The organism is Arthrobacter sp. A5, from assembly GCF_051131705.1.
Classification (GTDB): domain Bacteria; phylum Actinomycetota; class Actinomycetes; order Actinomycetales; family Micrococcaceae; genus Arthrobacter_M.
On record NZ_CP180316.1, the window covers coordinates 447,550 to 461,249 of the forward strand.

The 13,700-nt window shown below is 64.9% G+C and carries 7 protein-coding genes, 2 tRNA genes and 1 pseudogene; 7 read left to right on the forward strand and 3 right to left on the reverse strand.

Annotated elements, in window-relative coordinates; translation table 11 throughout:
* The first annotated feature begins 99 nt into the window (after positions 1–99).
* Entirely contained in the window at positions 100–1,503 is a 1,404-nt protein-coding gene (locus ACLLJI_RS02185; RefSeq protein WP_434621093.1) for an IS1182 family transposase, read from the forward strand.
* A 176-nt stretch (positions 1,504–1,679) separates the two neighbouring features.
* Here the strand turns inward: ACLLJI_RS02185 and ACLLJI_RS02190 are convergent, their stop codons facing one another.
* On the reverse strand, positions 1,680–3,119 hold the full coding sequence (locus tag ACLLJI_RS02190; protein WP_434617411.1) for an MFS transporter: 1,440 nt from the start codon (positions 3,117–3,119) through the stop codon (positions 1,680–1,682).
* A 261-nt stretch (positions 3,120–3,380) separates the two neighbouring features.
* On the opposite strand from ACLLJI_RS02190, the gene ACLLJI_RS02195 reads away from it, so the two are divergent.
* The 5 genes and pseudogenes from ACLLJI_RS02195 to narI all read left to right on the forward strand — a co-directional run bounded on the left by ACLLJI_RS02195 (position 3,381) and on the right by narI (position 10,883).
* Positions 3,381–3,812 carry a MarR family winged helix-turn-helix transcriptional regulator gene (locus ACLLJI_RS02195; RefSeq protein WP_283558656.1) on the forward strand — a complete coding sequence of 144 codons (432 nt, stop codon included), beginning with the start codon at positions 3,381–3,383 and terminating at the stop codon, positions 3,810–3,812.
* A 118-nt stretch (positions 3,813–3,930) separates the two neighbouring features.
* Positions 3,931–7,644, forward strand: coding sequence for a nitrate reductase subunit alpha (locus tag ACLLJI_RS02200; RefSeq protein WP_434617414.1), 3,714 nt, complete (start codon positions 3,931–3,933; stop codon positions 7,642–7,644).
* A pseudogene (gene narH / locus ACLLJI_RS02205) lies at positions 7,644–9,284 on the forward strand (nitrate reductase subunit beta); the annotation flags it as partial. The gene ACLLJI_RS02200 and the pseudogene narH, both read left to right, overlap by 1 nt.
* A gap of 158 nt (positions 9,285–9,442) precedes the next feature.
* On the forward strand, positions 9,443–10,129 hold the full coding sequence (gene narJ, locus ACLLJI_RS02210) for a nitrate reductase molybdenum cofactor assembly chaperone (RefSeq protein WP_434617417.1): 687 nt from the start codon (positions 9,443–9,445) through the stop codon (positions 10,127–10,129).
* A 1-nt stretch (position 10,130) separates the two neighbouring features.
* Entirely contained in the window at positions 10,131–10,883 is a 753-nt protein-coding gene (narI, locus tag ACLLJI_RS02215) for a respiratory nitrate reductase subunit gamma (protein WP_283558652.1), read from the forward strand.
* A 168-nt stretch (positions 10,884–11,051) separates the two neighbouring features.
* Here narI and ACLLJI_RS02220 read toward each other — a convergent pair.
* Positions 11,052–11,142, reverse strand: a tRNA-Ser gene (locus ACLLJI_RS02220).
* Positions 11,143–11,350: 208 nt separating this feature from the next.
* Between ACLLJI_RS02220 and ACLLJI_RS02225 the strand changes: the two genes are divergently transcribed.
* Positions 11,351–13,330, forward strand: coding sequence for an FAD/NAD(P)-binding protein (locus ACLLJI_RS02225; protein WP_434617421.1), 1,980 nt, complete (start codon positions 11,351–11,353; stop codon positions 13,328–13,330).
* 180 nt (positions 13,331–13,510) lie between these two features.
* On the opposite strand, the gene ACLLJI_RS02230 is transcribed toward ACLLJI_RS02225, so the two are convergent.
* Positions 13,511–13,598: transfer RNA gene (locus tag ACLLJI_RS02230), tRNA-Ser, on the reverse strand.
* Between the last annotated feature and the right edge of the window lie 102 nt (positions 13,599–13,700).

Genomic DNA, 13,700 nt, shown 5'->3' on the forward strand with positions numbered 1-13,700 from the left:
TGGGGCTGGGAGAATTGGGGTATGGATGCCGGTTCCCAGGATGGTTTGTTCGCCGAGTCGCTCGTGGGGCCCCTCGTGCCTCCGGCCGTTGATGAGCCGATGGATGCCAACGGCGGGGCCAGGAAGCGGTTCCGGGGGTTTGAACCCGAGGCGGTGATGCTGGTCCCGCCGTCACTGGATGAGTGGCTGCCGCAAAACCATCTGGCCCGGTTCATTGCCGAAATGGTGGACACGGAGCTGGACCTGGCCCGCTTCTACAAGTCCTATGCGAAGGCCAAGGGCCAGCCGCCGTATGATCCGCGCCTGATGCTGCGCATCGTCCTGTACGGATATTGTGTCGGGGTCCGCTCCTCGCGGGAGTTGGAGCGGGCATGTACGGATGTGGTCGCGTTCCGGTGGCTGGCCGCGCAGCAGGCCCCTGATTTCCGCTCGATCGCCCGTTTCCGCGAACGCCACCTCGCGGCCCTGGCGAACGTGTTCCTCCAGGCCCTGGAACTGTGCCGGGCCGCGGGTATGGTCTCCCTGGGCAGGGTGGCCCTGGACGGGACGAAGGTGCGGGCCAACGCGTCCCGGCACAAGGCCATGAGCTATGCCCGGTTGAGCGCGAAGCAGAAGGTCCTGGCCGATGAGATCAGCGACCTGATGGAAGAGGCGAAGACCGTCGACGCGGCCGAGGACGCCCGCTTCGGGCCGGGCACTCGCGGGGACGAACTCCCCGCGGAGCTGGCGAACAGGCGGGCCCGGGCCGCGGCGATGGCCACGGCCCGTGCCTCACTGGAGGAAGAAGCCGCTGCCAAGGCCCGCCAGCTCGCGGAAGAGAAGGCCCGGTCCCGCGGCGATGATGACGAGGACATCACCGCTGCCGGCGACACTGCCGCTGCGAAGGCCGAGCCGAAGCCCACGGCGCAACGGAACTTCACGGACCCGGACGCGCGGATCATGAAAACCGCGGATGGTTCATACCATTACTGCTACAACGGCCAGGCCGTCGTGGATGCTGACCACCAGGTAATTGTTGCCACCAGATTGAACAACGTGGCCGTGGATGTGCAGCAGCTGGCCCCCATGATCGAACACACGGCTGTCTCTGTAGGTGCAATGCCCACGACGTGGAGTGCCGACGCCGGGTATTGCTCGGCAGCCAACCTCGAGCACGTCAAAGACGTTGAAACGGCTCATTCAACCGAGTTCTTCATCTCCACCCGACGCATGAAACACGGTACGCCGATTCCCGAGTCGCCCCGGGGCAGGATCCCGGCCAACGCGAGCCTGGCAGAACGGATGGGACGGAAACTCAAAACCAAGAAGGGCAAGAAAATTTATGCCCGGCGCAAAGCGATCGTTGAACCGGTCTTCGGCCAGATCAAGACCCGGCAGGGCAAAAACGTGCTCCTGCGCGGCATGGAGAAGGCAGCGCGTGAGTGGGAGTTGCTGGCAGGGTGCCACAACCTAATGAAGCTCTTCAGCCACCGCACCCGGGCGGCCTCCCTGGCGCGGATGTAGAACGGGGGCCGGCAACGGGGCAGCCCCGGGACGCCAACGGCGGCTCTTCACACCTCGCTGAACGATCCCTCGGGGCGGGGGCGCCTCCTTCAAAGGAAATTATTACCGGCATCAGGATTCATCGGCTGCCACGCCGCCGAACATCAAACGGCTAAAACCACTACCGACCCATGCACCTAGTATGTGTGCCGGGGAATGAACCGTGTGTGCCGGGGGATGAATGCAGTCAGCACAACAGCCAGAACGGCGGCGGCAATGCCAATCACAAACGTCAGCTGAAATGCAGCGTGGGAGGGGAGTGAAGCGCTGCCCTGCGACACCGTCATACTGGCGAGCACCACGCTCATCACAGCGGCCGACGTCGACGTGCCGACCGAGCGCATCAGGGTATTCAGCCCGTTCGCGGACGCTGTTTCGCCGACCGGCACGGCCCCCATGATCAGGGCCGGCATCGAGGCATAGGCCAGACCGATGCCCGCACTGATGATCATTGCGGCCACCATGATCTGCCAGACTCCGCCACTGAGCAGCAGCGCAAAACAGTACCCGGCAGCGATGACGAACGCGCCGATCATCAGCGTGATACGCGGGCCGCGGCGGGCCGAAATGCGTGCCGAAACGGGGGAGAGCAGCATCATGATGATTCCGCCCGGCGCCAGCGTCAGCCCGGCATGAACCATGTCCAGACCCAAGCCGTAGCCGGTGGCTTTCGGAGACATCAGCAGCTGCGGCAAAGTAAGGGACATTCCGTACATGGCGAACCCGACCATGACCGAGGCCAGATTGGTGAAGAGCACCTGCCGGCGGGCGGAGACCCGCAGATCCACCAGCGGAGCCTCGGTCCGCAATTCGATGAAACCCCATGCCACCAGGATGACGGCGGCGGCGGCGAACATGCCAAGGGTTGTTGCCGATTCCCAGCCCCAGTCATTGCCCTTGCTGACGGCGAGCAACAGGGCAACCAGACCCAGGCTCAGGCCGAGCGCGCCAATGAAATCGAAGCGTGCCTTGGTGTGGACGGGAGATTCGGGAACGACGGCGATGACGGCAAGGGCGCTGAGCAGGCCCAGGGCCGCGGATATCCAGAAGAGGAGCTGCCAGCTGCCGCCCTGGGCAATCACGGCGGCCAATGGTAGACCGATCGCCCCGCCGACACCGAGGGTTGCGCTGACAATAGCCATGGCCGATCCCACCCGCTCGGGCGGGAGTTCATCGCGCAGAATGCTGATCCCCAGCGGAATGGCACCCATGGCGGCACCCTGCAGGACCCGGCCGGTCAGGACCAGCGGGAAGGATGCCGAGAGCGCACAGATAAGCGAGCCGATGATCAGCGACAGCATGCTGATCAGCAGCATCCGCCGTTTGCCGAGCATATCGCCCAGCCGGCCACTGACCGGGGTGACCACCGCGCCTGCGAGCAGTGTTGCGGTGATGGCCCAGGAGGCGTTCGAAGCCGAGGTGTTCAACAGTGTGGGCAGCTGTGGGATCAGCGGCACGATGAGGGTCTGCATCAGGGCGACGACGATGCCGCAGAAACACAAAGCGGAAATGATGACCCCGGCGTTGCGCGGCTTTGTTGCCGAGACGGGGGAGGGGGCTGTTGCCAGCTGGGTCATGGGGGTCCTCAAGAATTGCAGTTCAAAATTGTTCAATGTGTAGTATACATTTAATATGCATAATACATAGTCATGTGGGATACGGTGCGCGGAGCGGCCGCCAGGCCATTCCAGGGCATTCTTCAGAATCTGCTGCTGGTGCGCGCCCGGCGGGGGAACCGCGCCCTAGACTGAGGACCGACCGGCAGATTCGGGCGCACTACAACTTTCGTGGAATCTGCGGATGCGGACCGGAGGGGACGAATGCGCGCGAAGAGGGAAATGTTCGAGATAATGGAGCGGGAGCTGACACTGCTGTCCCGGCACTATCTGCACGTGCAAAGCGGTGACCAGACATTGGAGCGGTCCGCGTATGTGCTGCTGGGACGTTTGGAGATCAGCGACCCGATGACCCTCAAGGAACTGGCGGGGGCCTTTGCCCTGGACGTTTCCACCATCAACCGGCAAATCGCGTCGCTGCAGCGGCACGGGTTGGTGGAACGGACGTCGGATCCTGACGGCGGAATGGCCCGCAGATTCAGACCGACGCCGGCCGGGCTGGAAAAGCTGGCGCGGGACCGCGAACTTAATGCCGATGGCGTCAAGCGCGTGGTGGGCGGCTGGAGTGTCGAGGACATGGGCCGCCTGACGGAGCTGCTGACCCGGTTCAACCGGGAAATTGAAGCACTGGAGGGCCGGCCGTGGCCGCGCTGACCCCGCTGCCCCCGGACCAGTAGGAGGATATATCCGGGCACCGGATGTATTTGCCTTTACTGCGCCGGTATGCCGTAGTGGTCTAGCGCGGCAGGACGACAGACCCTAGGGTGTGACCATGGCTGACGGACCGTTTGTGCCGGGATTCGATGGACCGGCGTCGGATGCAATGCTGAAACTAGGTCGGTTCTTCACGAAATGGGACCAGACCGATGATGGACGGGCCGTCTTCCGTGAAGGCGGCAGGAAAGGCGATGTCTTCTACCGGGACAGGTGGAGCCACGATAAGGTGGTCCGGTCCACCCACGGGGTGAACTGCACCGGGTCCTGCTCCTGGAAGGTCTACGTCAAGGACGGAATCATCACCTGGGAGTCGCAGCAGACGGATTATCCGTCCGTCGGGGCGGACTCTCCCGAGTACGAGCCACGGGGCTGTCCGCGCGGGGCGGCGTTCTCCTGGTACACGTATTCGCCCACCCGGGTCCGGTTCCCGTATGCCCGCGGCGTGCTGGTGGAAATGTACCGCGAGGCCAAGGGCAGGCTGAAGGATCCGGTGCTGGCCTGGGCGGACGTGGTCACCGACCCGGTACGACGGCGGCGCTACCAGCAGGCGCGCGGTAAGGGTGGGCTGGTGCGGCTCTCCTGGCAGGAGGCCATCGAAATGGCGGCCGCCGCGCACATCCACACGATCAAGACGTACGGGCCGGACCGTTGCTCGGGTTTTTCCCCGATTCCGGCGATGTCCATGGTCTCGCACGCCGTCGGCAACCGGTTCATTCAGCTGATCGGCGGGGTGATGACCTCCTTCTACGACTGGTACGCGGATCTTCCCGTGGCCAGTCCGCAGGTGTTCGGTGACCAGACCGATGTCCCGGAATCCGGTGACTGGTGGGACTCCACCTACCTGATGATGTGGGGCTCCAACGTTCCGGTGACCCGTACACCGGACGCGCACTGGATGACGGAGGTGCGCTACCGCGGGACCAAGGTGGTCTCCGTCAGCCCCGACTATGCGGACAATACCAAGTTCGCGGACGAGTGGCTGCCCGCGCAGGCCGGAACGGACGCAGCCCTGGCCATGGCGATGGGCCACGTCATGCTCAAGGAATTCTTCGTCGACCGCGATGTTCCGTACTTCTCCGAGTACGTGAGGAAGTACACGGACCTGCCGTTCCTGGTGCGGATTGAGGAGCACGACGACGGCGGGCTGGTTCCGACGAAGTTCCTCACTGCCGCTGACCTCCCGGCGGAGGCCGGCGCGGAGGATCCGGCCTTCCGCACGGTGCTCTTTGACAAGCTGACCCGGCGCTCTGTGGTGCCCAACGGATCGATGGGGTTCCGCTACAACGAGTCCGGCAAGGGCAAATGGAACCTGGACTTGGCGGGCGTCGATCCGGCGCTGTCACTGCTGGAAGTCTCCGGCGAGAGCGCCGAAATCCTGCTGCCCTGTTTCGAAGACCCGGCCGGGGCCGGCAGTGTGCTGCGCCGCGGCGTGCCGGTCATACGAGTGGACGGGCACCTCGTCACCACGGTGTTCGATCTCATGCTGGCCCAGTACGGCGTCGGCCGGCCGGGGCTGCCCGGCGACTGGGCCGCCGACTACGACGACTCAAGCACCCCGTACACCCCGGCCTGGCAGGAGGAAATCACCAGCGTCCCGGCGCAGGCCTGCATCCGCGTGGCGCGGGAATTCGCCCGCAACGCCGAGCAGTCAAAGGGCCGCTCGATGATCATCATGGGCGCCGGGATCTGTCAATGGTTCCACGGCGATGCCACCTACCGGGCGGTGCTGGCGCTGGTCATGCTCACCGGCTGTATGGGCCGCAACGGAGGCGGCTGGGCGCACTATGTGGGGCAGGAAAAGACCCGTCCGGCGACCGGCTGGGTTTCAATAGCCAATGCCCTGGACTGGGCCCGGCCGCCGCGGACCATGATCGGCACCGGCTACTGGTACATGCACACGGATCAATGGCGCCAGGACGGCTATTCGGCGGACGCGCTGAAATCCCCGCTTTCGTCGGGGAGCCTGGACGGCATGCACACAGCGGACACCATCGCCCAGTCCGCAAGGCTCGGGTGGATGCCGTTTTACCCGCAGTTCAGCAGGAACCCGCTGGACATCGCGGACGAAGCGGAAGCCGCCGTCGCGGCCGGCACCGCGAAGGATACGCCGTCGTATATCGCGGATGCGCTCAAGAACCGGACGCTGACGCCCGCCATCGAGGACGTGGACGCGCCGGAAAACTGGCCGCGGACCCTGGTGCTGTGGCGATCGAATCTGTTCGGATCCTCGGCCAAGGGCAATGAGTACTTCCTCCGTAACCTGCTCGGAACCCACAACAATGTGATGGGCGAAGACCATGCCGAAGGGCTCAAGCCGCGGGACGTGAAATGGCATGAGCAGGCGCCGGAGGGCAAGCTCGACCTGCTGGTATCCGCCGATTTCCGGATGACCTCCACCACGCTGCTCTCCGATATCGTCTTCCCCGCGGCCACCTGGTATGAGAAGCACGACCTCTCATCCACCGATATGCACCCGTTTGTGCACGCCTTCACTCCCGCGATCGATCCGCCGTGGGAAACCAAGACGGACTTCGAGACCTTCCACCTGCTGGCGGAAGAATTTTCCCGGCAGGCCAAGACCCACTTGGGCACCCGGCGCGATCTGGTCAGCGTGCCCGTCCAGCACGACACTCCGGGCCAGATCGCCCAGCCCGGCGGGGTCGTCCGGGACTGGCGGGAGCCCGGCGTCCCGGCGGTTCCGGGAAAGAACATGCCCGTCTTTTCCGTCGTCGAGCGGGACTATACGGCCATCGCCGACAAGCTTGCCGCCGTCGGCCCGCTGGCCGACAAGCTGGGCTTCACCGTCAAGAACGTCAATTACAAGCTTGCGGGCGCCCTGGACCGGCTCAGCCACGCCAACGGCGTGATGCTCGGCGGCGCGGCCAACGGACGTCCGGCGATAGACACGGACGCGAAGATGGCCGAAGCCATCCTCGCGTTCTCCGGGACCACCAACGGTTCCCTCGCGGTGCAGGGCTTCAAGGACCTGGAAATCCGCACCGGCCGCAAGCTGGCCGATCTGGCGGAGGGATCCGAGGAGAAATTCATCACCTTCGCCCAGACCCAGGCGGGCCCCGTGCCGGTGATCACCTCCCCGGAATGGTCCGGATCGGAGTCCGGCGGCCGGCGCTATTCCCCCTTCACCATCAATGTGGAGCGGCTCAAGCCCTGGCACACCCTCACCGGGAGGATGCATTTCTTCCTCGACCACGACTGGATCCGCGATGTCGGGGAGGCGCTGCCCATCTACCGGCCGCCGCTGGACATGCAACGGCTCTTCGGCGAACCGAAGCTGGGGCCGAACGGGACGAAGGAGGTGGTGGTGCGCTACCTGACCCCGCACTCGAAGTGGTCCATCCACTCCGAATACCAGGACAACCTGCTGATGCTCTCACTCTCCCGCGGCGGACCCACCGTCTGGATGAGCCCGGCGGATGCGGCTTCCATCGAGGCCAAGGACAACGACTGGGTCGAATGCGTTAATATCAACGGTGTCTACGTGGCGCGGGCCGTGGTCAGCCACCGCATGCCGGAGGGCGTGGTCTACGTCTACCACGCCCAGGAGCGCACCATCGATGTGCCCAAGTCTGAGGCGACCGGGCGGCGCGGCGGCATCCACAACTCGCTGACCCGGCTGTTGATCAAGCCTTCGCACCTGATCGGCGGCTACGCCCAGCTGACCTACGCGTTCAACTACCTTGGCCCCACCGGAAACCAGCGCGACAACGTTTCCACCATCCGCCGGCGTTCCCAGGAGGTGCAGTACTGATGCGTGTAATGGCTCAAATGGGCATGGTCATGAACCTGGATAAATGCATCGGCTGCCACACCTGTTCGGTCACCTGCAAACAGGCCTGGACCAACCGGGCCGGCACCGAATATGTCTGGTTCAACAATGTGGAAACGCGGCCCGGGCAGGGGTATCCGCGCCGGTATGAGGATTAGGAAAAATGGCAGGGCGGCTGGTCGCTGAACAAGCGCGGGAAACTGGTCCTCAAGGCCGGCGGACGGGTCAAGAAGATGCTCGGACTCTTCGCCAGCCCGGTCCAGCCCGAGCTCAAGGATTACTACGAACCCTGGACCTACGACTACAAGACCCTGATCGATGCGCCCTTGGGCGACGATTTTCCGGTGGCCCGGCCAAAGTCACTGATCACCGGCAAGGATACGAAAATCAGCTGGTCCGCCAACTGGGACGATGACCTGGGCGGCGCCCCCGAAATGGGGCACCTGGATCCGATCGTCGAAAAGGTCCGCCGTGAATCCGAAGCCAAGATCCAACTTGAATTCGAAAAGACCTTCATGTTCTACCTGCCGCGGATCTGTGAGCACTGCCTGAATCCCTCCTGCATGGCGTCCTGCCCCTCCGGCGCCATCTACAAGCGGGTGGAAGACGGCATCGTCCTGGTGGACCAGGACAAGTGCCGCGGCTGGCGCCAATGCGTCACGGGGTGCCCGTACAAGAAAATGTATTTCAACCACAAGACCGGCAAGGCCGAAAAATGCACCTTCTGCTATCCCCGGATCGAGGTTGGACTGCCGACCGTTTGTTCTGAAACCTGCGTCGGTCGGCTGCGTTACCTTGGGCTCTTCCTGTACGACGCCGACAAGGTCACCGCGGCTGCGTCAGTGACCGACCCGCAGGAACTGTACGACGCGCAGATGGACGTGCTGCTTGATCCGCACGACCCGGCGGTGATGGCTGAGGCGCGGGCGCAGGGCATCCAGGAGGACTGGATCGACGCGGCGCAGCGCTCGCCGGTTTATGCGCTAACCAAGGTCTACAAGGTGGCGCTGCCCTTGCACCCCGAATACCGGACGATGCCGATGGTTTGGTACGTCCCGCCGCTGTCCCCTGTGGTGGACCTGCTCAAGGAACAGGGCCACGACGCCGAGGACCATGGAAACCTTTTTGGCGCCATCGATGCCCTGCGGATTCCGGTCGAGTACCTGGCGGAGCTGTTCACCGCCGGCGATGCGGACAGGGTCACCGACGTCCTGAAAAAGCTCGCTGCCATGCGCTCCTATATGCGGGGTATCAGCCTGGGCAATGATCCGGATGATTCCATCCCTTCCGCGGTGGGCATGGAAGGCCAGGAAATGTATGAAATGTACCGTCTCATGGCCATCGCCAAATACGAGGAACGCTATGTCATCCCCAAGGCCCACGTGGAACAGGCCCATGATCTGGAGGAAATGGGCTGTTCCCTGGACTTCGACGGCGGTCCGGGCATGCAGGATACGCCGTTCGGCGAGGCCAGCGGCAAACCCACGCCGGTGGCGGTGGAAACGTTCCATGCGCTGCGCGACCGGCAGACCTCCGATTCCGTCGCCGGCGAAGAGTCCCTGCGGGGCAGGGTCAACCTGCTCAATTGGGACGGCAACGGGACGCCCCGCGGGCTCTTCCCGGACAAGCGGGACGAGCCGCAGATGAGCGCGGATTCCCCCGCCCACAGCGGGGGCCGTGCCGGTCCCAGCCCCGACGCCGGCGGACCCAGCGCCTCGGCTTCCGGGGCGTCGGGAAACCCCGCGGACAATGACCCCGATGCCATCGCCCGGGAGGAGCCATGAGGAAGAGGGACAAATCGGCCAGTAACAAGGCGGGCGACAAAACGGCCGCGTCAGCGGGTGGGAGGACAGCCCGTGACAGGGCGGTTTATCTGGCGGCATCCTGGTGTCTTTCCTACCCGGACCAAGAGGTGCTGGAACGGCTGCCGCTGATCCGGTCCGTGCTCAAGCGGCATCCGGGCGCAGGCGAGGACTTCGAGCCGGTTCTGGCGCACCTGAGCTCCGGTACGCCGATGGATGTCCAGGCCCGCTATGTTAAGGAATTCGACCTCGGCAAGCGCCACGCCCTGCACCTGTCCTACTGGACCGACGGTGACACGCGCCGGCGGGGCGAGGTCCTGGGCGCCTTCAAACAGGTCTACCGGCGCAGCGACTTCCTAGTGGACACCCATGGCGAACTGCCGGACTACCTCCCGATGGTGCTGGAGTTCGCCGCCCGCGTGGATGTGGACGCCGGCCGGGATCTGCTGATCCAGTACCGGCCCAGCCTGGAAATGCTCCGGCTCGGTCTGCTCGATGACAAGCTGCCCCATACCCGGATCCTGCAGGCCATCTGTGACACCCTGCCCGGAAAATCCCCCGCCGATCAACAGGCCGTCATGAAGATGGCCGGCTACGGCCCACCCACCGAATCGGTTGGCCTGGAGCCCTACGATCCGCGGCTGCTCCCGCTGAAAGGGACCTGACATGGACATCCTGCTCTGGGGCGTGCTGCCCTACGTCATGATGGTCGTGCTGGTTGGCGGCTTGATCTGGCGGTACAGGTACGACCAGTTCGGCTGGACCACCCGGTCCTCCCAGCTGTACGAATCAAGGCTGCTGCGCATTGGCTCGCCCGTCTTCCATTTCGGCCTGCTCGCCGTCATCGCCGGTCATTTCTTTGGGCTGGTCATCCCGCTGTCGTGGACGCGGGCTGTAGGGATGAGCCAGGAGTTCTACCATTTCAATGCCCTCGTGGTGGGCGGGATCGCCGGTGTCGGCACGCTGGGCGGCATCCTCCTGCTCATCTACCGCCGTCGAACGACCGGGCCGGTATTTATGGCCACAACAAAGAACGACAAGAGCATGTATATAGTCCTCACCGCGGCCATTATCTTCGGGCTATGGACCACACTGGCCAGCGTGTTTCTTGGCGGAGAGGGGCATAATTATCGCGAGACCGTCGCGCCCTGGTTCCGGTCCCTTTTCGTTTTCCAGCCGGATGTCACGGCCATGGCCAGCGCTCCGTTCTCCTTCCATCTGCATACGCTGGTGGGGATGCTCCTTTTCACGATCTGGCCGTTCACCCGCCTCGTGCATGCCTTCACGGCCCCGCTGCACTACCTGTTCCGCCCGTACATCGTTTACCGCTCACGGGACAAAGGCCGGACCTCCAGCGCGCCGGTGCGCCGAGGCTGGTCCGCAGTCGGCACCAGGGACCGCGATACACGTCATCGCTGATTCACAAAGCATCGCTGATTCACAAAGCGAACTTGGGCCTGCAGAGCACCACTATGCCGGTCCCGAGCCCATCGGACGCACTTATGGACGCCACAGCGCGAGAACCAGCCCAAGACAGCAGAACCCCCGGCGGGCTTTCGCCTGCCGGGGGTCCTGCTGTAACTGACTTGGCGGAGACGGGGGGATTTGAACCCCCGGTGGAGTTGTGCCCCACACTTCATTAGCAGTGAAGCCCATTCGGCCGCTCTGGCACGTCTCCAGCGCTGACCCCGGTAGAAGCCCGGAGCCAGCCTACCTAGGTTACCTAAAAGAGCGGCTGCAAAGCAAAACGTCCACCGGGCGCATCCGGCACATGGACCAGGCGGGCCGGATTCTGAGGGACCGCGGTGCGCTTCGTAGGGTGGCACCCATTATGGACCCGGCGGACTGCGTCCTGCGCCGCGGCGAGCGTCGGTTAAGCTCGAATCATGGTTGATGCGAGCAGGCTCCGGGTGGTGATTGTGGGAGCGGGTCCGCGTGGAACGTCAGTGCTGGAGCGTCTGCTCGCCCGCTGCGCCCTAAGTCCCGGAGGGCAACCCGGCCTGGACATCGACCTGATCGATCCCTATCCGGCGGGACCCGGACATGTCTGGCGGACGGACCAGTCGCCGCTGTACCTGATGAATACGCCGTCGTTTTTTCCCACCCTGATCCCGGATCAGGCAATGAGTGCTGTGCCGCTGACCGGAGGCAGCTTTGACGACTGGCGCCGCCAGCAGCGGAGCCTCCCGGACTCTGACCTGACTGCCGCCGAAACAGCGGAACTGGCCGCGCTCGAAGCCGACGGCTTCCCCAGCCGTGCCCTCTACGGACGGTATCTGCGCCGTACCTTCGCCGCGCTGCTGGAGCACGCCCCGTCGGGCACCACCATCCGGGTCCACGCCACCAGTGCCACACGCGTCCGCGCCGCTGTTCGCCCGGTCGTCTCCGCCGGGGCGCTCCCCGGTGCCCCGGAACAGACGGCGGCCGGACAGTTCGTCGTCGAACTCGCCGATGGAGGCGCCCTCGCGGCCGACCACGTGGTTCTGGCATTGGGGCATCTGCCCGCGCGGCTGAACCCGCATCAACAGCAGCTGGCGGCCAGTGCCCGGAAGCTTGGACTGCGCTATTGGCCCCCAGCCGTTCCCAACGACGTGGACTGGGATGAAGTGCCGGGCGGCGAACCGGTGCTTGTCCGCGGCATGGGACTGAATTTCTTCGACGTCGTCGGTCAGCTGACGCAGGGTAGGGGAGGCCGCTTTGAAGCCACCGGGGAGCAGCCCGGTGAAGTCCTGAATTACCTTCCGTCCGGCCGGGAACCGCTGATCCTGGCCGCGTCCCGCCGTGGCGCGCCCTACCGTGCCAAGGCCGCGCTGACCACCTACTACCCGCAGGGCGTCGGCCTGCGCTTTTTCACAGAAGAGGCCGTTTCCGCACTGACCGCCGCCGGTATCCAGCCCGGATTCGACCAGGACCTGTGGCCGCTGCTGCACCGCGACGCGCTGTGGGCCTACTACTGCACGCTGGCGCGCAGCGACGACGGGGCTGCCCTCCGATCCGGTTTCCTGGCTGAGCTGGACACATTGCTCTCCCATTCGACGGCGGCGGGCAGCGGTTGGGAGGGCGATGTCGACGCACTGGTGGCCCGGTCCGTGCCGGCCGCGTTTCGGCTGGATCTGCCGGGCCTGGCGCGTCCCTTCGCCGGGCGCTCCTTCGCCTCGCACGCCGAGTTCGACGACGCCGTGGAGACCTATCTGCAAGCTGACGCGCGCGGTTCCGCCGCCGGCGAGACGGATCCGGTCAAGATGGCCATCGGCGTATTGAATGCGGGACGGGCGGTGATTAAAGCCCTCGTCGCCGACGGCGGCATCACCGGCGAGTCCTGGCTGGGCGGCCTGCGCGGCTGGTTCGAGGCCTTCGTGGAAGGCCTTGCCAGCGGGCCGCCGGCCCTGCGCATGGAGCAGCTGGCCGCGCTGGCGCGTGCCGGCGTCGTCCGCTTTGTCGGCCCCGACCCGGTGTTTGGCGTCGATCCTGAGGATGGAACGTTCACGGCCATCTCGCCCTGGGTCAAGGCTGAACCGCTGCGGGCGCGGTCTCTGGTCGAGGCTCTGGCGCCTGCGAACCTCGTGCTCATGAACCGTTCCCCCCTGCTGGAGGGCCTGCTGGCCGACGGTCTGGTGCGTCCGCGGATCATGATTGCGGCCGACGGCGAACCCGTGGTTACCAGCGGTTTGGAGGTGACGGCCCCACCGTATCGGCCGATCGGGGCCAGCGGAGGCCGCACCGAAGGACTGTACGTGCTGGGACTCCAGCTGTCTTCCGTGCAGTGGGGCACCGCCATCGCAGCGGAATCCCGGGGAAAATACCGCAGCGGTTACCGCACCCTCCAGGATGCGGATCTGATCGCGGCGGACATTTTGGCCTCCTGAGCCGGGGCATGGGCCTGTGGCCGGCCTGGCATCGGCTTGGCGGTGGGCAAGGTACCGACTTGGCCCTTGCCCTGACACCAGCCCTCGGTCCGTTTTCGGATGGCATCAAGAAACAGGCCGACCGGCTTAATCCTCGGATTGTGCCAACCGGCCTGTGATCCGTGCGTACGCTGCACTTTGCGGAAGGTGCGAGATTCGAACTCGCGGTACGGGGTTACCGCACACTGGTTTTCAAGACCAGCTCCATCGGCCGCTCGGACAACCTTCCTTAGCTAGTAGTCTTCCATATCGGGAGCTGTGCCACGAAATGGCCGGGTCGGTCAGCGCCGGCGTCCGTTACGCCGCCGGCGTGTGCCTGTGTTCGACCAGG

Bases quoted from the DNA above. Each gene is read 5' to 3' on its own strand.
- narJ (WP_434617417.1), top strand. From the start codon at position 9,443: ATGAGGAAGAGGGACAAATCGGCCAGTAACAAGGCGGGCGACAAAACG.
- ACLLJI_RS02185 (WP_434621093.1), top strand. From the start codon at position 100: ATGGATGCCAACGGCGGGGCCAGGAAGCGGTTCCGGGGGTTTGAACCC.
- ACLLJI_RS02225 (WP_434617421.1), top strand. From the start codon at position 11,351: ATGGTTGATGCGAGCAGGCTCCGGGTGGTGATTGTGGGAGCGGGTCCG.
- ACLLJI_RS02200 (WP_434617414.1), top strand. From the start codon at position 3,931: ATGGCTGACGGACCGTTTGTGCCGGGATTCGATGGACCGGCGTCGGAT.
- ACLLJI_RS02190 (WP_434617411.1), bottom strand. From the start codon at position 3,119: ATGACCCAGCTGGCAACAGCCCCCTCCCCCGTCTCGGCAACAAAGCCG.
- ACLLJI_RS02195 (WP_283558656.1), top strand. From the start codon at position 3,381: ATGTTCGAGATAATGGAGCGGGAGCTGACACTGCTGTCCCGGCACTAT.
- narI (WP_283558652.1), top strand. From the start codon at position 10,131: ATGGACATCCTGCTCTGGGGCGTGCTGCCCTACGTCATGATGGTCGTG.